At 72.3% G+C, this 18347-nt stretch carries 16 protein-coding genes and 1 pseudogene; 5 read left to right on the top strand and 12 right to left on the bottom strand.

What is annotated here, in order from left to right; all coding sequences use genetic code 11:
- Positions 1-9: 9 nt before the first annotated feature.
- The 3 genes from ACIPRD_RS03555 to deoC are packed head-to-tail and all read right to left on the bottom strand — an operon-like array spanning position 10 to position 3342.
- Complete coding sequence (locus tag ACIPRD_RS03555) at positions 10-894, bottom strand: aldehyde dehydrogenase family protein (RefSeq protein WP_401559541.1); 885 nt, start codon at positions 892-894, stop codon at positions 10-12.
- Complete coding sequence (locus tag ACIPRD_RS03550; RefSeq protein WP_356400586.1) at positions 887-2332, bottom strand: aldehyde dehydrogenase family protein; 1446 nt, start codon at positions 2330-2332, stop codon at positions 887-889. Before ACIPRD_RS03550 ends, ACIPRD_RS03555 begins: the two co-directional genes overlap by 8 nt.
- Positions 2333-2343: 11 nt before the next feature.
- A complete protein-coding gene (deoC, locus tag ACIPRD_RS03545; protein WP_356401201.1) occupies positions 2344-3342 on the bottom strand; it encodes a deoxyribose-phosphate aldolase in 999 nt (332 codons plus the stop codon).
- Between the two features lie 134 nt (positions 3343-3476).
- Here deoC and ACIPRD_RS03540 point away from each other — a divergent pair, with 134 nt between their 5' ends.
- A complete protein-coding gene (locus tag ACIPRD_RS03540) occupies positions 3477-4199 on the top strand; it encodes a PH domain-containing protein (RefSeq protein ID WP_401559537.1) in 723 nt (240 codons plus the stop codon).
- Positions 4200-4371: 172 nt separating this feature from the next.
- On the opposite strand, the gene ACIPRD_RS03535 is transcribed toward ACIPRD_RS03540, so the two are convergent.
- The 4 genes from ACIPRD_RS03535 to ACIPRD_RS03520 form a co-directional block, all read right to left on the bottom strand.
- Positions 4372-4698 (bottom strand): hypothetical protein, encoded by a 327-nt coding sequence (locus ACIPRD_RS03535; protein ID WP_401559534.1) that lies wholly within the window; start codon positions 4696-4698, stop codon positions 4372-4374.
- Positions 4699-4916: 218 nt separating this feature from the next.
- Positions 4917-6563 (bottom strand): phospho-sugar mutase, encoded by a 1647-nt coding sequence (locus ACIPRD_RS03530; protein WP_401559531.1) that lies wholly within the window; start codon positions 6561-6563, stop codon positions 4917-4919.
- A gap of 460 nt (positions 6564-7023) precedes the next feature.
- Positions 7024-7848, bottom strand: a complete 825-nt coding sequence (locus ACIPRD_RS03525; protein ID WP_356400578.1) for a purine-nucleoside phosphorylase — start codon at positions 7846-7848, stop codon at positions 7024-7026.
- A gap of 145 nt (positions 7849-7993) precedes the next feature.
- On the bottom strand, positions 7994-8431 hold the full coding sequence (locus ACIPRD_RS03520; protein WP_356400576.1) for a gamma-glutamylcyclotransferase: 438 nt from the start codon (positions 8429-8431) through the stop codon (positions 7994-7996).
- A 203-nt stretch (positions 8432-8634) separates the two neighbouring features.
- Here ACIPRD_RS03520 and ACIPRD_RS03515 point away from each other — a divergent pair, with 203 nt between their 5' ends.
- Both ACIPRD_RS03515 and ACIPRD_RS03510 read left to right on the top strand, forming a co-directional pair.
- Positions 8635-10083 carry an NAD(P)H-quinone dehydrogenase gene (locus tag ACIPRD_RS03515; RefSeq protein ID WP_356400574.1) on the top strand — a complete coding sequence of 483 codons (1449 nt, stop codon included), beginning with the start codon at positions 8635-8637 and terminating at the stop codon, positions 10081-10083.
- Between the two features lie 175 nt (positions 10084-10258).
- Positions 10259-11212, top strand: coding sequence for a DeoR/GlpR family DNA-binding transcription regulator (locus ACIPRD_RS03510; protein WP_356400572.1), 954 nt, complete (start codon positions 10259-10261; stop codon positions 11210-11212).
- A gap of 209 nt (positions 11213-11421) precedes the next feature.
- On the opposite strand, the gene ACIPRD_RS03505 is transcribed toward ACIPRD_RS03510, so the two are convergent.
- Positions 11422-13194 (bottom strand): biotin carboxylase N-terminal domain-containing protein, encoded by a 1773-nt coding sequence (locus tag ACIPRD_RS03505; protein ID WP_356400570.1) that lies wholly within the window; start codon positions 13192-13194, stop codon positions 11422-11424.
- A gap of 375 nt (positions 13195-13569) precedes the next feature.
- Here ACIPRD_RS03505 and ACIPRD_RS03500 point away from each other — a divergent pair.
- Positions 13570-13957 (top strand): annotated as a pseudogene (locus tag ACIPRD_RS03500) (hypothetical protein); the annotation flags it as partial.
- Positions 13958-14424: 467 nt separating this feature from the next.
- Here ACIPRD_RS03500 and ACIPRD_RS03495 read toward each other — a convergent pair.
- The 4 genes from ACIPRD_RS03495 to ACIPRD_RS03480 form a co-directional block, all read right to left on the bottom strand.
- Positions 14425-15042: a nucleoside triphosphate pyrophosphatase gene (locus tag ACIPRD_RS03495; protein ID WP_356400568.1), complete on the bottom strand. Its 618-nt coding sequence runs from the start codon at positions 15040-15042 to the stop codon at positions 14425-14427.
- Between the two features lie 27 nt (positions 15043-15069).
- Positions 15070-15198: a morphogenic membrane protein MmpB gene (gene mmpB, locus ACIPRD_RS03490; RefSeq protein WP_356400566.1), complete on the bottom strand. Its 129-nt coding sequence runs from the start codon at positions 15196-15198 to the stop codon at positions 15070-15072.
- A gap of 101 nt (positions 15199-15299) precedes the next feature.
- The gene (locus tag ACIPRD_RS03485; RefSeq protein WP_401559526.1) at positions 15300-15509 is read right to left on the bottom strand and encodes an acyl-CoA carboxylase epsilon subunit; all 210 of its coding nucleotides are present in this window, start codon (positions 15507-15509) and stop codon (positions 15300-15302) included.
- 23 nt (positions 15510-15532) lie between these two features.
- Complete coding sequence (locus ACIPRD_RS03480; protein WP_401559523.1) at positions 15533-17137, bottom strand: acyl-CoA carboxylase subunit beta; 1605 nt, start codon at positions 17135-17137, stop codon at positions 15533-15535.
- A gap of 110 nt (positions 17138-17247) precedes the next feature.
- On the opposite strand from ACIPRD_RS03480, the gene ACIPRD_RS03475 reads away from it, so the two are divergent.
- Positions 17248-18120, top strand: coding sequence for a biotin--[acetyl-CoA-carboxylase] ligase (locus tag ACIPRD_RS03475; RefSeq protein WP_356410533.1), 873 nt, complete (start codon positions 17248-17250; stop codon positions 18118-18120).
- The last annotated feature ends 227 nt before the right edge of the window (positions 18121-18347 follow it).

Here is an 18347-nt window from a genome sequence, read left to right as displayed (position 1 = left end):
CCCTGTACGTCAGTACGACGAACCGGAGGCGCCCAGCGAACCCGTCGGGTGCCAGACCGTCTTGGTCTCCAGGAACGCCGTCATGCGGTCGATGCCCGGAGTCGCCGCGTGGTCCACAGCCTGTGGACGCAGCACGCGCTTGAGGTTGTCGGCGGCCGCGATCTCCAGCTCCTTGGCCAGCTCCGCGTCCGCGCCCGCGAGGTCGATCGCGTTGACGTCCTGGTGCGCGGCGAGCGGCGCGGCGATCTCCGCCGTACGGCCGGACAGGATGTTGACGACACCACCCGGGACGTCGGAGGTGGCCAGCACCTCGCCCAGCGACAGGGCGGGCAGCGGGGCCTTCTCCGAGGCGATGACGACCGCCGTGTTGCCGGTGGCGATCACCGGGGCGAGCACCGAGACCAGGCCCAGGAAGGACGACTCCTGCGGGGCGAGTACGGCGACCACGCCGGTCGGCTCCGGGGAGGACAGGTTGAAGAACGGGCCCGCGACCGGGTTGCCGCCGCCGACCACCTGGGCGATCTTGTCGGTCCAGCCCGCGTACCAGACCCAGCGGTCGATCGCGGCGTCCACGACCGCGGCCGCCTTCGTCTTCGACAGGCCCTCGGCCTCGGCGACCTCGCGGACGAACTGCTCCTTGCGGCCCTCCAGCATCTCCGCGACGCGGTACAGGACCTGGCCGCGGTTGTACGCCGTCGCACCGGCCCAGCCGCCGAACGCCTTGCGCGCGGCCACGACCGCGTCACGGGCGTCCTTGCGTGACGACTGCGGAGCGTTGGCGAGCCACTTGCCCTTGGAGTCGGTCACCTCGTACACCCGGCCGCTCTCGGAACGCGGGAACTTCCCGCCGACGTACAGCTTGTAGGTCTTGAAGACGCTCAAACGGTCAGACATCGAGGTACGCCTCCAGGCCGTGGCGGCCGCCCTCGCGGCCGAAGCCCGACTCCTTGTAGCCGCCGAACGGCGAGGTCGGGTCGAACTTGTTGAACGTGTTGGACCAGATGACACCGGCGCGCAGCTTGCTCGCCACGGCCAGGATCCGGGAGCCCTTCTCGGTCCAGATGCCCGCCGACAGGCCGTACTGCGTGTTGTTCGCCTTGGCGACGGCCTCGTCGGGCGTGCGGAAGGTCAGGACCGACAGCACCGGGCCGAAGATCTCGTCGCGGGCGATGGTGTGCGCCTGGGTGACGTTCGTGAACAGCGTCGGGGCGAACCAGTAGCCGGCGGACGGCAGTTCGCAGGCCGGCGACCAGCGCTCGGCGCCCTCGGCCTCGCCCTTGTCGGTCAGCGCGGTGATCCGGGCCAGCTGCTCGGCGGAGTTGATCGCGCCGATGTCGGTGTTCTTGTCCAGCGGGTCGCCGAGCCGCAGCGTCGACAGACGGCGCTTGAGCGCGTCCAGCAGCTCGTCCTGGACCGACTCCTGGACGAGGAGGCGCGAGCCCGCGCAGCAGACCTGGCCCTGGTTGAAGAAGATGCCGGTGACGATGCCCTCGACGGCCTGGTCGATCGGCGCGTCGTCGAAGACGATGTTGGCGCCCTTGCCGCCCAGTTCGAGGGTGAGCTTCTTGCTCGTGCCCGCGACCGTGCGCGCGATCTGCTTGCCGACGGCGGTCGAGCCGGTGAACGCCACCTTGTCGACGTCCGGGTGCGCGACCAGCGCGGCGCCCGCGTCGCCGTAACCCGGGAGGATGTTGACGACACCCTTGGGCAGGCCGGCCTGGCGGCAGATGTCCGCGAAGAACAGGGCGGACAGCGGCGTGGTCTCCGCGGGCTTGAGGACGACCGTGTTGCCGGTCGCCAGCGCCGGGGCGATCTTCCACGCCAGCATCAGCAGCGGGAAGTTCCACGGGATGACCTGGCCGGCCACGCCCAGCGGACGCGGGTTCGCGCCGTAGCCGGCGTGGTCGAGCTTGTCGGCCCAGCCCGCGTAGTAGAAGAAGTGCGCGGCGACGAGCGGGAGGTCCGCGTCGCGGGTCTCCTTGATCGGCTTGCCGTTGTCCAGCGTCTCCAGGACGGCCAGCTCGCGGCTGCGCTCCTGGATGATGCGGGCGATGCGGAACAGGTACTTGGCGCGCTCGGCGCCGGGCAGCGCCGACCACGTCGCGAACGCCTTGCGGGCGGCCTTCACCGCGCGCTCGACGTCGGCCTCGCCGGCCTGGGCCACCTCGGAGAGGACCTCCTCGGTGGACGGGCTGACGGTCTTGAAGACCCTGCCGTCGGCCGCCTCGGTGAACTCACCGTCGATGAAGAGGCCGTAGGAGGGCGCGATGTCGACGACCGCGCGGGACTCGGGCGCCGGCGCGTACTCGAAAAGGGATGACGTGTTGTCCATGTTCACGGGTCTCAGTCCACCGTCACGTAGTCGGGGCCGGAGTAGCGGCCGGTCGCCAGCTTCTGGCGCTGCATCAGCAGGTCGTTGAGGAGCGAGGAGGCGCCGAAGCGGAACCAGTGGTTGTCCAGCCAGTCCGCGCCCGCGGTCTCGTTGACCAGCACCAGGAACTTGACCGCGTCCTTGGTGGTGCGGATGCCGCCGGCCGGCTTCACGCCGACCTGGACGCCGGTCTGGGCGCGGAAGTCGCGCACCGCCTCCAGCATCAGCAGGGTGTTGGCGGGCGTGGCGTTGACGGCGACCTTGCCCGTGGACGTCTTGATGAAGTCGGCGCCCGCCAGCATGCCCAGCCAGCTGGCCCGGCGGATGTTGTCGTACGTCGACAGCTCGCCGGTCTCGAAGATGACCTTCAGCCGGGCGCTCGTCCCGCAGGCCTCCTTCACGGCGGTGATCTCGTCGTACACCTTCAGGTAGTGGCCCGCGAGGAACGCGCCGCGGTCGATGACCATGTCGATCTCGTCGGCGCCCGCGGAGACGGCGTCGCGCACGTCGGCCAGCTTCACGTCGAGGGCGGCACGGCCGGCCGGGAAGGCGGTGGCGACCGAGGCGACCTTCACGCCGGAGCCCGCGACGGCCTCCTTGGCGGTGGCCACCATGTCGGGGTAGACGCAGACGGCGGCGGTCGTCGGGGCCGTCCGGTCCGTCGGGTCCGGGTGGACCGCCTTGGCGCCGAGCGCCCGGACCTTGCCCGGGGTGTCCGCGCCTTCCAGCGTCGTCAGGTCGACCATCGAGATGGCGAGGTCGATGGCGAACGCCTTCGCGGTGGTCTTGATGGAACGGGTGCCGAGAGACGCGGCGCGCGCCTCCAGGCCGACCGCGTCGACACCGGGCAGTCCGTGCAGGAAACGGCGCAGGGTGCTGTCGGAGGCGGTGACGTCGCCGAGCGCGTGTCCCGGCGAGGTGGGGGCACCGCCCTGTTCGAGCGCAGCCGAGGGCTTGGGGGAGGTGGGCATGGTCACCAGACGAGCATATCTACGCGCGTAGCGGCTGTATACCCCCGGGAACCCATTGTCCGACGAGATCACAGATGGGAACCGTTATGGGGCCGAGCCGGGGCGGTCACGGCGGTGTCGTGCACAATCGGGGCATGACGACCCCGGACCACAAGTCACCCGCGCCTCAGCTCACGGTGCCCCTCGCCAAGGACCGGATCTACCGTTCGCCGATGGCGCTCGTGGCCGGTGTGATGATGCTCGGGATCGCGGGGTGGCTCGGCTTCGACGCGCTGGTGCGCGGGCACGGGCACACGCCGTGGCTGGCGCTCGCCGGGATGCTCATGCTCTTCCCGCTGATCGTCGCCTTCACCCTGCGCCCGGCCGTCTTCGCCGGCGAGGAGCGGCTGCGGGTCCGCAACCCCTTCCGGGTCGTCACCCTGCCCTGGGGAGAGATCGAGTTCCTGCGCTCCGGCTTCACCAACGAGGTCGTCGCCAAGTCCGGCACCAAGTACCAGCTGTGGTCCGTCCCCGTCTCGCTGCGCGCCCGCAAGAAGGCCTCGCGCAACCAGTCCCGCGCGGTGGCCCAGGCGGCCCGGGGCGGTGCCGGCCGCGGCGGCCTGTTCGGCGGCGGTGGCCTGGGCAGCTTCGGCGGCGGCGCGTTCGGCGGGGACGTCTTCGGCAACGGGTCCCGCACGGCGGCGGATCCCACTCGCGCCGAGACCGACAAGATCATGGACGAGCTCCGGGAGACCCTGGAGCGCAGGAGCGGGGAGAGCGCGGCCCAGGGCGGGGTCACGGTGCGCTGGGCCTACGAGGTCGTGGCCCCGGCGGCTGCGGGCGCGGTGCTGCTGGCGATCCTGCTGGCGACCGGCTGATCCTGGCGTCTTCGGGGTCTGGGTGCCCTGACGGCACCTGGGGCCTTACGGCCCTTACGGCTCTGAGAGCCCTTAAGGCCCCTAAGACCCTTAAGGCCCCTAAGACCCGTAGGCCCCTCTACGACCCTTAAGGCCCCTGCGGCGCCTACGTCCCCTAGGGACCCGTAGGCCCCTACCGCTTCTCCGGGGCCGTTCCGCAGGTCGGGCTCGTGGGGTGGCGGCGGGCGCGGAGGAGGCGGGCGCCCTTCACGGCGTAGGCCGCGCCCGTGAGCGCGAGGCCCGCGAGCACCAGCCAGAGCCAGCAATCCGCCACGGCGGAACCGAGGGCCAGGCCGAGCATGGCCAGCAGGCCGCCGCTCGCGTCCACCAGGTCGAGGCGTGCCGCGACGCGCACCGCGGGGTCGGGGCCGCGCAGCCGACGGACGATGCGGACCACGGAGAAGGCGTGCAGGACGACCACTCCGAGGAAGAGCCAGGCGAGCCAGTCGGGTATGTCCACGGCGCGCACTGTAGTGCCCGCCCGGGAGCCGATCCCCGGAATTCCGGGAGCCGTTCCCCGGTGTTCCGGAGCCGTTCCGCGGCGGGCCGGGTCCCGTTCACGGTGGGACAGCAAGGGTCCCGTTCACGGCGGGACGGCACCCGTTCGCGGCGGGACGGCGCGTTTTGCGGCAGGACGGGGTGCCCCCGGCGGGGGCACCCCGTCCGTGGTCGTGCGGGTCAGATTCCGGCGGCCGCCGACAGGTCACGCTTGACGGCCGCGAGCAGCTCGGCCGCGCGGGCGCGGGCGGCCGGCAGACCGGCGTGCGTCCCGGCCGGTACGACGACCTCCAGGTAGCACTTCAGCTTGGGCTCGGTGCCGCTGGGGCGGACGATGACGCGGGCGCCGTCGAGCGTGTAGCGCAGTCCGTCCGTCGGCGGCAGCGTGTCCGTGCCCCGGGTGAGGTCCTCGGCCCGGGTGACGGCGAGACCCGCCAGCTCCGTCGGCGGCATCTCGCGCAGCCGGCGCATCGCGTCCGAGATGACGGAGAGGTCCTCCACGCGTACCGACAGCTGGTCGGTGGCGTGCAGCCCGTGCTCCACGGCCAGGTCGTCGAGGAGGTCGAGCAGCGTGCGGCCCTCCTCCTTGAGGACCGAGGCCAGCTCGGTGATCAGCAGCGCGGCGGTGATGCCGTCCTTGTCGCGCACGCCCTCCGGGTCGACGCAGTAGCCGAGGGCCTCCTCGTAACCGAAGCGCAGACCGTCGACGCGGGCGATCCACTTGAAGCCGGTCAGCGTCTCCTCGTACGGCAGGCCCGCCGCCGCGGCGATCCGGCCGAGCAGGGACGACGAGACGATCGACTCCGCGAAGGTGCCGGTGGCGCCCCGCCGGACCAGGTGCGCGGCGAGCAGCGCGCCGACCTCGTCGCCGCGCAGCATGCGCCACTCGCCGCCGTCCTCGACGGCCACGGCACAGCGGTCGGCGTCGGGGTCGTTGGCGATGACGAGGTCCGGGGCGGTCGCGCGGGCGCGGGCGAACGCCAGGTCCATCGCGCCCGGCTCCTCCGGGTTGGGGAAGGCGACCGTCGGGAAGTCCGGGTCCGGCTCGGCCTGCTCGGCGACCAGGACCGGCTCGGGGAAGCCGGCGCGGGCGAACGCGGCGAGCAGGACGTCCTTGCCGACGCCGTGCATCGCCGTGTACACCGTGCGGGCCGTACGCGGGGAGTCCGCGTCCAGCACGGCGTCCGTACGGGCCAGATAGGCGTCCAGGACCGCGTCGTCGAGGATCTCCCAGCCCGACTCAGGGCGGGGGACGTCGTGCAGCGAGGCGATCGCGTCGATCTCGGCGGCGATCTCCGCGTCGGCGGGCGGCACGATCTGGGAGCCGTCGCCGAGGTACACCTTGTAGCCGTTGTCCCGGGGCGGGTTGTGGCTGGCGGTGACCTCCACGCCCGCGACCGCGCCGAGGTGCCGTATGGCGAAGGCGAGGACGGGCGTGGGCAGCGGGCGCGGGAGCACGACGGCGCGCAGACCGGCGCCGGTCATCACGGCGGCGGTGTCCCGGGCGAAGTCGGCGGACTTGTGGCGGGCGTCGTAGCCGATGGCGACGATCCCGGCGTCGTCCCCGCCGTGCGGGGTGCCGTTCTTCTTCAGGTACGCGGCGAGGCCCGCCGCGGCGCGGATGACGACCGAGCGGTTCATGCGCATCGGGCCGGCGCCGAGTTCGCCGCGCAGTCCGGCGGTCCCGAACTGCAGCGTGCCGCTGAACCGGTCCGCGAGTTCCGTGACGTCGCCGGCCTCGATCAGCTTGGCGAGTTCGTCACGGGTCTCCGTGTCGGGGTCCTCGGCGAGCCACGCACCGGCCTTGGCGATCAGATCGTCGTGCACCTTGGGATCAACCTCTCCTGTGTTTGCCAGGTCCGCCGGGGAACTGCCCCGGACCCCCGTTTCCTGCCCGCTCCTCCGGCCGGGTCGGCCGGATCGGCCCGGATGGGCCGCTCAGCCGCTCGGCCGCTCGGCCGATCAGCCGCTCGGCCGGTGAGCGGGCCGCACCGCGTGAATGTCCGCGCCGCACCCGCTCGAACCCGCCCACGGCCGTCGAGCGGTCGCCCGCGGCAGGGCGCCCCGCAGGTCGCCCCAGCAGGTCGCGCTGCCGCCCGCGTCCGTCGAGCCGTAGCGCCCGCCGAGCCGGCGCGTGCATCGAGCCGGCCGTGCCCGTCGAGCCTGCCGAGCCGGCGTGCGCATAGAGCCGTCCGCGCCCGCCGAGTCCGTCGCGCCCGCGGGCCGTCCGCGTCTCGCGGCGCCCACGGCCCGTCGCCGCCGCCCTTCTCCCTCCGGGCGGCTCTTTCTACAGGCGGCCCAGCACCTGCGTCAGCAGCTGGCCCATCCGGGCGGCCGAGTCGCGGCCCGCCTGGAGGACCTCCTCGTGGTTCAGCGGCTCGCCGGTCATGCCGGCGGCGAGGTTGGTGACCAGGGAGATGCCCAGCACCTCGGCGCCCGCCTCGCGCGCGGCGATGGCCTCCAGCACCGTGGACATGCCGACCAGGTCCGCGCCGATGACGCGGGCCATGCGGATCTCGGCCGGGGTCTCGTAGTGCGGGCCGGGGAACTGCGCGTAGACGCCCTCCTCCAGGGAGGGGTCGATCTCCTTGCACAGGGCGCGCAGGCGCGGGGAGTACAGGTCCGTCAGGTCGACGAAGTTGGCGCCGACGATCGGGGAGGTGGCCGTCAGGTTCAGGTGATCGCTGATCAGCACCGGCTGGCCGGGGCGCATGCCCTCGCGCAGGCCGCCGCAGCCGTTGGTGAGCACGATGGTCTTGCAGCCGGCGGCGACGGCCGTGCGGACGCCGTGCGACACGGCGGCCACGCCGCGGCCCTCGTAGTAGTGCGTGCGGCCGAGGAAGACCAGCGCGCGCTTGTCACCGAAGGAGTACGAGCGGATCTTGCCGCCGTGCCCCTCGACGGCCGGCGGCGGGAAGCCGGGCAGCTCGGTGACCTGGAACTCGGCGTCGGGCGCGCCCAGGGCGTCGACGGCCGGAGCCCAGCCGGAGCCCATCACGAGGGCGACGTCGTGGGTCTCGGCGCCCGTGAGCTCGCGCAGGCGCGCGGCGGCGGCGTCGGCGGCCGCGTAGGGGTCGCCCTGGATGTCGTCCGGAAGGAGAGATGCGTTCACGTCGACGAGGGTAGCCGCTTCTCGCCTACGCGCGTAGATGACGGAGCCATTGGGTTTGCGATCGTTGTCATGCCGTTTCTGACACGGGCTGGGCAAACCGTCCGCAAAGCTTCCCGGGACCGCCCGTCCGCGGTCCGCCGTCCGCTCAGCAGGGCCGTTTGCGCAGTTCCATCACGTAATCGTGGGGGGCGCCGGCCGACTCGGCCGCGTCCGCGATCTCGCCCAGGTAGCGGGCCGAGGGCAGGCCGCCCTCGTAGCCGTTGAGCACGTACGCCCAGGCCGACTCCTCGCCGTCCAGCGTGTGCGCGCGCATCCGGGTCCGCCGGTAGACGCCGAGGCCGACGCCCTCCCAGCGGTCCAGCGACTCCGCGTCCGCCGGCGTGAGGTCGTACAGCCCGACGAAGACCTGCGCCCCGGGTTCCTCGACGAGCGTCGCCAGCGCGCCCTCCCAGCCCAGCTGCTCGCCTCCGAAGGTCAGCCGCCAGCCGTTCAGCCAGCCGATGGCGCGCAGCGGGGAATGCGGGGCGCGGCGGGACATCAGCCGCGCGTCCAGGTTGCCGGCGTACGCGGCATAGAGCGACATGGGGAGAGGGTACGGCAGCGGGAACTCCCGTACCCCGCGCCCCGGAAGTCTCCCCGGGGGCCCATGGCCGGGCCCCGGAAGTCTTCCCGAGGGCCGTCGCCGCGCCCCGGAAGCCGCCCCGAGGGCGGTCGCCGCGCCCCGGAAGTCTCCCCGCGGCCCGTCGCCGTGCCCCCGGGGAGTGGCCCGTTCGGCGGTGCGGGACAATGGGGTACGTGACTCGGATCGTGATCATCGGTGGCGGACCCGGCGGATACGAAGCGGCGCTCACCGCCGCCCAGCTCGGCGCGGAGGTGACCGTCGTGGACTGCGACGGTCTGGGCGGGGCGTCGGTGCTGACCGACTGCGTGCCGTCCAAGACCCTCATCGCCACGGCCGAGGTGATGACCACCTTCGACTCCTCGTACGAGGAGCTGGGCATCATCGTCGCCGACGACACCCCGCACATCGAGCAGGCGGCCCGCGTGGTCGGCGTCGACCTCGGCAAGGTCAACCGCCGGGTGAAGCGGCTCGCGCTCGCCCAGTCCCACGACATCACCGCCTCCGTCACCCGGGCCGGCGCCCGGGTCATGCGCGGGCGCGGCCGGCTGGAGGGCATGCAGGCCCTGGACGGCTCCCGCAAGGTCGTCGTCACCGCCGCCGACGGCACCGAGGAGACTCTCACCGCCGACGCCGTCCTCATCGCCACCGGCGGTCACCCGCGCGAGGTGCCCGACGCCCAGCCCGACGGCGAGCGGATCCTGAACTGGACCCAGGTCTACGACCTGACCGAGCTGCCCGAAGAGCTCATCGTGGTCGGTTCCGGTGTCACCGGCGCCGAGTTCGCCGGCGCCTACCAGGCGCTCGGCTCCAAGGTCACCCTGGTCTCCTCCCGCGACCGCGTGCTGCCGGGCGAGGACCCGGACGCCGCCGCGGTGCTGGAGGACGTCTTCCGCCGCCGCGGCATGAACGTCATGGCGCGTTCCCGCGCGCAGTCCGCCAAGCGGGTCGGCGACCGCGTCGAGGTCACCCTCGCCGACGGCCGCGTGATCAGCGGCAGCCACTGCCTCATGGCCGTCGGCGCCATCCCCAACAGTGCGGGGCTGGGCCTGGAGGAGGCCGGCGTCAGGCTGAAGGAGTCCGGGCACATCTGGACCGACCGGGTCTCCCGCACCAGCGCCCCCGGCGTCTACGCGGCCGGCGACGTCACCGGCGTCTTCGCCCTCGCCTCCGTGGCCGCGATGCAGGGCCGCATCGCGATGTACCACTTCCTCGGCGACACGGTGAGCCCGCTGAACCTCAAGACGGTCTCCTCGAACGTCTTCACCGACCCCGAGATCGCCACCGTCGGCTACACGCAGGCGGACGTCGACGCGGGCAAGATCGAGGCGCGGGCCGTGAAGCTGCCGCTGCTGCGCAACCCGCGCGCGAAGATGCAGGGCATCCGGGACGGCTTCGTGAAGATCTTCTGCCGTCCGGGCACCGGGATCGTCGTCGGCGGTGTGGTCGTCGCGCCGCGCGCCTCGGAACTCATCCACCCCATCTCGATCGCCGTCGACAACAATCTGACGGTCGAACAGATCGCGAACGCCTTCACCGTCTATCCGTCCCTCTCGGGGTCGATCGCGGAGGTGGCGCGCCAGCTCCACGGGCGCAAGGCGAGCGCCGAGGCCTGACGGCGGAGGGTGCGGACGTGGACTCCCCGCTGGTCACGGGGAGTTGCCGCGCATGCGTGCGGCATGTGCGGCCGGGTTAACTCCTATACCACCTCCTACCCCCTCTTGCGAACAACTTCTGTTATTCGGCGCAAACTGCTGAAAGCAGACGGTCGTTGGGGTTACTGTCAGTTTCGTGTTCGCTGCAGAACGTCGCCAATTGATCCTCGAAATGGTGCGAGCGAACGGGGCCGTGTCGCTCCGTGAACTCGCCCGCGTCGTCCAGACCTCCGAAGTGACTGTGCGACGCGATGTGCGCGCACTGGAGGCAGAAGGACTCCTCGACCGCCGGCACGGCGGTGCGGTACTGCCGGGCGGTTTCACGCGGGAGTCCGGCTTTCCGCAGAAGTCCCATCTCGCGACCGCGGAGAAGACGGCCATCGCCGATCTCGCCGCGGGCCTCGTCGAAGAGGGCGAGGCCATCGTGGTCGGGGCCGGTACGACCACGCAGGAGCTGGCACGCCGGCTCGCCCGGGTCCCCGGCCTGACCGTCGTCACCAACTCCCTGCTGGTCGCCCAGGCACTCGCCCACGCCAACCGCGTGGAGGTCGTGATGACCGGCGGGACGCTCCGGGGCTCCAACTACGCCCTGGTCGGCTCGGGCGCCGAGCAGTCGCTGCACGGGCTGAGAGTCTCCAAGGCCTTCCTCTCCGGCAGCGGGCTGACCGCCGAGCGCGGTCTGTCCACGTCCAACATGCTGTCGGCGTCCGTGGACCGGGCGCTCGTGCAGGCCGCCGCGGAGGTCGTGGTCCTCGCCGACCACACCAAGCTCGGCACCGACACGATGTTCCAGACGGTGCCGACCGACGTCATCACCCGTCTGGTCACCGACGAGCCGCCCGCGCACGACGACCGGGCCGCCACGGAACTGCAGGCCCTGGCCGATCAGGGGGTGCAGATCGCGGTCGCGGGGGCGTCGGGAAATCGCCCGGCGGGTGAGCAGGGGCCCGCGTCACGACAGCGAGGAGTACCGGGACCGCGGCGGAGCCAGCTGCCCGGGGGAGCCGGCCTGCGTCCGGCGTCCGTGCTCGGTGGTGAGCAGCCCGCGAGTGCCGAACGGGCGCGCGTCGCGGACCTGCGACGCCGGTAGCCGCCCGGTTCCCCGGCACCGGCCTCCCCGGGGTCGTGCCCCGGACAGGCGCCCGGCTCGCCGGGCGGGGGTCGTGACCCCGGACAGGTGTCCGGTTCCCGGGTGGGGGTCGTACGCCCCCGGACCGGCCGCCGTGGGGCGTGCCGGAAAGCGTGACGCCCAGCAGACCGGATGACCGGTCCACCGGGCGTCGAGCGTGACCGCTGCCGTCAGTCCTTGATCTCGCAGATCGCGGCGCCGGACGTGATGGAGGCGCCGACGTCGGCGCTCAGGCCCTTGATGGTGCCCGACTTGTGGGCGTTGAGGGGCTGCTCCATCTTCATGGCCTCCAGGACGACGACCAGGTCGCCCTCCTTGACCTCCTGGCCCTCCTCGACCGCGATCTTCACGATCGTGCCCTGCATCGGGGAGGCGAGGGTGTCACCGGAGGCGACGGGGCCGGACTTCTTCGCGGCGCGGCGCTTGGGCTTGGCGCCGGCGGCGAGACCGGTGCGGGCCAGGGACATGCCCAGGGACGACGGGAGGGAGACCTCCAGGCGCTTGCCGCCGACCTCGACGACGACCGTCTCGCGGCCGCTGTCCTCCTCCGCCTCGGCGTCGGCCGGAGCGGTGAACGGCTTGATCTCGTTGACGAACTCGGTCTCGATCCAGCGGGTGTGGACCGTGAACGGGTCGGCGGAGTCGTCCAGCTCGGGGGCGAACGCCCGGTCCCGGACGACCACACGGTGGAACGGGATGGCCGTGGCCATGCCCTCGACCTGGAACTCGTCCAGGGCGCGGGCGGCCCGCTCCAGGGCCTCCTTGCGGGTACGGCCGGTGACGATCAGCTTGGCGAGCAGGGAGTCCCAGGCCGGGCCGATGACCGAGCCGGCCTCGACGCCCGCGTCCAGGCGGACACCGGGTCCGGTCGGCGCGTCGAAGCGGGTGACCGTGCCGGGGGCCGGGAGGAAGTTGCGGCCCGGGTCCTCACCGTTGATACGGAACTCGAACGAGTGACCGCGCAGCTCCGGGTCGCCGTAACCCAGTTCCTCGCCGTCGGCGATGCGGAACATCTCGCGGACCAGGTCGATGCCGGCGACCTCCTCGGTCACCGGGTGCTCGACCTGCAGACGGGTGTTGACCTCCAGGAAGGAGATCGTGCCGTCCTGGCCGACCAGGAACTCACAGGTACCGGCACCCTCGTAGGCGGCCTCCTTGAGGATGGCCTTGGAGGCGCGGTACAGCTCGGCGACCTGCTCGTCCGACAGGAACGGCGCGGGCGCCTCCTCGACGAGCTTCTGGTGGCGGCGCTGGAGCGAGCAGTCACGGGTGGAGACGACGACCACGTTGCCGTGCTTGTCGGCCAGGCACTGGGTCTCCACGTGGCGCGGACGGTCCAGGTAGCGCTCGACGAAGCACTCGCCGCGGCCGAAGGCGGCGACGGCCTCGCGGACGGCCGAGTCGTACAGCTCCGGGACCTCCTCGAGGGTGCGGGCGACCTTCAGGCCGCGCCCGCCACCACCGAAGGCGGCCTTGATGGCGATCGGCAGGCCGTGCTCCTCCGCGAAGGCCACGACCTCCTCGGCGCCCGAGACCGGGTCGGACGTGCCGGCGACCAGCGGCGCGCCGGCGCGCTGGGCGATGTGCCGGGCCGCGACCTTGTCACCGAGGTCACGGATGGCCTGCGGCGGCGGGCCGATCCAGATCAGACCGGCATCCAGGACCGCCTGGGCGAACTCGGCGTTCTCCGAGAGGAAGCCGTAGCCGGGGTGGATGGCGTCCGCACCGGATTCACGGGCGGCGTTGAGCACCTTCTCGATGTCCAGGTAACTGGTTGCCGGGGTGTCACCGCCCAGGGCGAACGCCTCATCGGCGGCGCGGACGTGCAGAGCGTCCCGGTCGGGGTCTGCGTAGACGGCCACGCTCGCGATCCCGGCGTCCCGGCAGGCCCGGGCCACGCGGACAGCGATTTCGCCACGGTTGGCGATGAGCACCTTGCGCACGATTGAGGCTCCCTCCTTGAAACAAGCCGAGTTTAGGGACTGCCGACGAGGCACTACGACCCGTCCCCAATGGTGAGCTTGCCCACACGGAGCGTGATGCCAGGCCCGCTCGACCCGCGAAAGCCCTTGTCGCACCTCGGTAGGCAGGGCTCCACCGGAAAACCCTAGCCCCGTCATGTGGTCAAGGTCTCTGTGAGAGCGTGCCGCGGGCCACTCGGTTTCTTTGTGGAGTCCCTACGAATGGCCCAATGAATCTTTGCCGCCGACCGAACCCTTGTCCCTTCCTTTACCCGTTAGTAGCGTTCGCGATGACTCGGACGTACTTGAGGTAACAGCAGCTCTGTGAGGGCTGAGGGCGAAAGTGGGTGGGGGCCGGTGGTGCGCAGACCGGTGGCATGGGTACTGGCGTTCGTCCTCTTGGCCGAGGCGTTCGTGATCGGAGCACTGAACTGGTTCCTCGGAGTGGTCGTGGACCGCCAGAAGATGTCCCTGGCCGGTCTCGACCCCGACGTGATGTCGATGTCCTCGAAGATCGGCGGCGTGGTCTTCGGCCTCTACTTCGCGCTGTGCGCCCTGGTGGCCCTGCTGGTCGCGATCCGCGACCGCGCGCCCGCCGGGTTCGGGCGTGTCCTGCTGGTGAGCGCCGCGGTGGTGCACGCCCTGCTGGGCGCCTTCACCTGGGGCCTGGTGGGCCGCAGGGCGTTCGCGTTCATGGTCGTGGTGTTCGCGCTGATCGTCCTGCTCCTGATGACGTACGACCGTCACGACGACACCGGGCGCATGGCGGCCGCGTCGGGGGCCGCCGGCTGGAGCGGCGGCCCCGGGGCGGCCCCGGGACCGGACGCGGCCCCGGACGCGGCGGACGGGCGGCCGGTCCTTCCGGGCCCCGCCGCTCCACCGCACCCCGAGGACGCGCGGGAGAGCCTGCCCGGGGACACCGGGGCGCAGAGGCGCGACGAGGACGGCAAGGCCCTGTCCGGCGCCGCCGGCAAGGTCGGCGCGGGGACCGCGGACAGGACGCTCGGCTAGCGGCCGAACACCCCTACGCCTCCCGGTGCGCGGCGCAACCCGGGAGGCGAACGGGGTACGCGGCGGCCGTGCGGGTGAGCGTCGCGGGCTCCGGAGGACCGGGGAGGCGTTTCCTGGCGGGCGGGACCGCGTGCCGGAAGCGGGGAGCGCGGCCGGTGCGGGAGCGCGGTGTGCCGCATCCGGGCGGCGCCCCCGCGGGGGTCACTCCGCCGGGGCCCACAACTCGGTGATGCCCACACCCAGTTCGCCCAGCAGCCGGCGCACCAGCGGCAGGCTGATGCCGATCACGTTGCCGTGGTCGCCGTCGATGCCTTCGATGAACGGTGCCGAACGGCCGTCCAGGGTGAAGGCGCCGGCGACGTGCAGGGGCTCGCCCGAGGCGACGTACGCCGCGATCTCCTCGTCCGAGGGGGTCCCGAAACGCACGACCGTGGAGGCGGTCGCGGACACGTACCGCTTGGCCTCGGTGTCCCACACGCAGTGCCCGGTCTGCAGGACCCCGGCCCGTCCGCGCATCGACTTCCAGCGGGCCGTGGCCTCCTCGGTGTCGGCGGGCTTGCCGAGCGCCTGCCCGTCCAGCTCCAGCACGGAGTCGCAGCCGATCACCAGGGCGCCCTGCACCTCCGGCCGCGCCGCCACCACCGATGCCTTGGCCTCGGCCAGCGCGAGGGCCAGCTCGGCCGGGGTGGGCGCGGTGACGGCGTCCTCGTCGACCCCGCTCACGATCACCTCGGGCGTGAGACCCGCCTGCCGCAGCAGGCCGAGCCGGGCGGGGGACTGGGAGGCGAGGACGAGGCGGCGGCGCTGCTGGTCGGTCATGCGGTCAGCGTATCGCCGACGGCGGGCTCACCTCAGGCCGATCACGACCAGGATCAGGATCATGGCGAGGGCCAGGAAGAAGCCGAGCCGCCGCAGCTTCGCCTCCATGTCACGGAGTTCTTCCGACGGCTCGTCCTCGGGGTCCGACCACAGCATGTCCCCAGGGTGCGGGTCCCGCGCGCCGGGTGCCTGAGTACGGGTACTCAGATCGGCACCCGGTGCCGTACCGGCGGGTGCCGGTACGGCGGGGAGGGCCGTCAGCTCGGCCAGTAGGTGCGGGTCCAGGACGCCGGGCCCGGCCGGGGGACGCGGTGGGCCGCGATCCGGGACGGGTCCGACCAGGCGTCCCGCACGGTGTCCGCGCCGGACGGCGCCGCCTGCGCCGTCGCGGCGCGGGCGCGGACCACCGCCAGAGCGGCGGCCAGCTCCTCCGGGGTGGGATTGCCTCGTACGACCTTGATGTTCATGACGCTCCCGGGATCCGCGTGGCCTACAGGGGGATGTTGCCGTGCTTCTTCGGAGGCAGGGATTCCCGCTTGGTGCGCAGCTGACGCAGGCCCCGGACGATGTGGGCGCGCGTGTCGGACGGCATGATCACCGCGTCGACGTAGCCGCGCTCGGCCGCGATGTACGGGTTGAGGAGGGTGTCCTCGTACTCCCGGATCAGCCGGGCCCGCACGGCCTCCAGGTCCTCGCCGCCCGCCTCCGCCTCCGCGAGGGTGCGGCGGTGCAGGATGTTGACCGCGCCCTGGGCGCCCATGACGGCGATCTGGGCGGTCGGCCAGGCGAGGTTGAGGTCGGCGCCCAGGTGCTTGGAGCCCATGACGTCGTACGCGCCGCCGAACGCCTTCCGCGTGATCACCGTGATCAGCGGGACGGTGGCCTCCGCGTAGGCGTAGATCAGCTTGGCGCCGCGCCGGATGATGCCCTCGTGCTCCTGGCCGACGCCGGGCAGGAAGCCGGGGACGTCGACGAAGGTCAGCACCGGGACGTTGAACGCGTCGCAGGTGCGCACGAACCGGGCCGCCTTCTCGCTCGCCGCGATGTCCAGGCAGCCGGCGAACTGCATCGGCTGGTTGGCGACGATGCCGACCGGGTGGCCCTCGACGCGGCCGAAGCCGGTGAGGATGTTCGGCGCGAAGAGGGCCTGGGTCTCGAAGAACTCCCCGTCGTCCAGGACGTGTTCGATCACCGAGTGCATGTCGTACGGCTGGTTCGCGCTGTCCGGCACGATCGTGTCCAGCTCGCGGTCCTCGTCGGAGACCGCGAGGTCGGCCTCCTCGGGGAAGACCGGGGCCTCGGCGAGGTTGTTCGACGGCAGGTACGACAGCAGCTGCTTGACGTACTCGATCGCGTCCTTCTCGTCGCCGGCCATGTGATGGGCCACGCCCGAGGCGCTGTTGTGGGTGCGGGCCCCGCCCAGCTCCTCGAAGCCGACGTCCTCACCGGTGACGGTCTTGATGACGTCGGGGCCGGTGATGAACATGTGCGAGGTCTGGTCGACCATCACCGTGAAGTCCGTGATGGCGGGCGAGTAGACCGCGCCGCCCGCGCAGGGCCCGACCACCAGGGAGATCTGCGGGATCACGCCGGAGGCATGGGTGTTGCGGCGGAAGATCTCGCCGTACGCGCCGAGCGAGGCCACACCCTCCTGGATGCGCGCGCCGCCGGAGTCGTTGATGCCGATGACCGGGCAGCCGGTCTTCAGCGCGAAGTCCATGACCTTGACGATCTTCTGGCCGTAGACCTCGCCGAGCGCGCCGCCGAAGACGGTGAAGTCCTGCGAGAAGACGGCCACGGGCCGTCCGTCGACCGTGCCGTAGCCCGTGACGACACCGTCGCCGTACGGACGGTTCGACTCCAGGCCGAAGTTGGTGGAACGGTGCCGGGCGAACTCGTCCAGCTCCACGAAGGAATCATCGTCGAGCAGCAGCTCGATCCGCTCACGGGCCGTCAACTTGCCCTTGGCGTGCTGCTTTTCGACGGCGCGTTCGGAGCCGGCGTGCGTCGCCTCGTGGATGCGCCGCTGGAGATCCGCGAGCTTGCCCGCGGTCGTGTGCAAATCGGTCTCGTGACGCTCTTCCGGCTCGGACATCGGGATGCGGCTCCCTGCCTGCTCAAAAGGGGGGACGATTACTCACCCGTAGCGTAGTGGCGTGCCTACCGATCAGCAGTGCGGCGTTTCCCACACCTAGGGTGGCTTGCATGACGCCCCGAGATGCCTCAGACGGCAACAGCAACCGGTGGTCCGACCTCGACCGCCCGCCCCTCGACGCCGCCGCGCTGAGGAGGGCCCTCGTGCGCGACGGCGGCCACGGCGGTCTGTACCGCGACCTGGAGGTGGTGCAGCGCACCGGCTCCACCAACTCGGACCTGGTGAGGCTCGCCGAAGAGGGTGCCGACGAGGGCGTGGTCCTCGTCGCCGAGGAGCAGACGGCCGCCCGCGGCCGCCTGGACCGCCGGTGGACCGCCCCGCCGCGCTCCGGCCTCTTCTTCTCCGTCCTGCTGCGCCCCGCCGGGATCCCCGTGCACCGCTGGGGCTGGCTGCCGCTGCTCACCGGAGTCGCGGTCGCCACCGGCCTGTCCCGCGCGGCCGGGGTCGACACGGCGCTGAAGTGGCCCAACGACCTGCTGGTCACCGTCGGCGGCGAGGAGCGCAAGGCGGGCGGCATCCTCGCCGAACGGGCCGGTGAGGACGGCGTCGTCGTCGGCGTCGGCATCAACGTCACCCTGCGCGCCGGCGAACTGCCCGTCCCGCAGGCCGGATCGCTGGCCCTGGCCGGAGCGGTCACCACGGACCGCGACCCGCTGCTGCGGGCGGTCCTGCGCTCCCTGGAGGACTGGTACGGCCGGTGGCGGGAGGCGGGCGGCGACCCGTCCGTCAGTGGTCTGCAGGAGACCTACGCGGCGGGCTGCGCGACGCTCGGCCGCACGGTGCGGGCGGAACTCCCCGGCGACCGGGCGCTGGTCGGCGAAGCGGTCGCCGTCGACGGTGACGGCCGCCTCGTCATCGCCACCGAGGAGGGCGTCCAGCAACCCGTAGGAGCGGGCGACATCATCCACCTCCGCCCCGCCTGACCCCACCCCCGGACAGGGGGCACGGAAAACCGCCCCCCCAACCCCACCGCCCCACCCCTATGCACGACGGCCAAGCCCCCGGGCAGGGGGCGCGGGGAACTGCGCGATCAGCCCCCACCGGGCCCGCACCCATGCACGACGGCCAAGCCCCCGGGCAGGGGGCGCGGGGAACTGCGCGATCAGCCCCCACCGGGCCCGCACCCATGCACGACGGCCAAGCCCCCGGG

It is taken from the genome of Streptomyces sp. NPDC090108, from assembly GCF_044747185.1.
GTDB lineage: Bacteria > Actinomycetota > Actinomycetes > Streptomycetales > Streptomycetaceae > Streptomyces.
Note: the sequence above shows the minus strand (reverse complement) of the source record. Positions and strands in the feature narration are given on the sequence as shown.

Coding starts and splice junctions, on each gene's coding strand:
- ACIPRD_RS03555 (WP_401559541.1), bottom strand. CDS start 894: ATGTCTGACCGTTTGAGCGTCTTCAAGACCTACAAGCTGTACGTCGGC.
- ACIPRD_RS03550 (WP_356400586.1), bottom strand. CDS start 2,332: ATGGACAACACGTCATCCCTTTTCGAGTACGCGCCGGCGCCCGAGTCC.
- deoC (WP_356401201.1), bottom strand. CDS start 3,342: ATGCCCACCTCCCCCAAGCCCTCGGCTGCGCTCGAACAGGGCGGTGCC.
- ACIPRD_RS03540 (WP_401559537.1), top strand. CDS start 3,477: ATGACGACCCCGGACCACAAGTCACCCGCGCCTCAGCTCACGGTGCCC.
- ACIPRD_RS03520 (WP_356400576.1), bottom strand. CDS start 8,431: ATGTCGCTCTATGCCGCGTACGCCGGCAACCTGGACGCGCGGCTGATG.
- ACIPRD_RS03515 (WP_356400574.1), top strand. CDS start 8,635: ATGGGGTACGTGACTCGGATCGTGATCATCGGTGGCGGACCCGGCGGA.
- ACIPRD_RS03495 (WP_356400568.1), bottom strand. CDS start 15,042: ATGACCGACCAGCAGCGCCGCCGCCTCGTCCTCGCCTCCCAGTCCCCC.
- mmpB (WP_356400566.1), bottom strand. CDS start 15,198: ATGCTGTGGTCGGACCCCGAGGACGAGCCGTCGGAAGAACTCCGTGAC.
- ACIPRD_RS03485 (WP_401559526.1), bottom strand. CDS start 15,509: ATGAACATCAAGGTCGTACGAGGCAATCCCACCCCGGAGGAGCTGGCC.
- ACIPRD_RS03480 (WP_401559523.1), bottom strand. CDS start 17,137: ATGTCCGAGCCGGAAGAGCGTCACGAGACCGATTTGCACACGACCGCG.
- ACIPRD_RS03475 (WP_356410533.1), top strand. CDS start 17,248: ATGACGCCCCGAGATGCCTCAGACGGCAACAGCAACCGGTGGTCCGAC.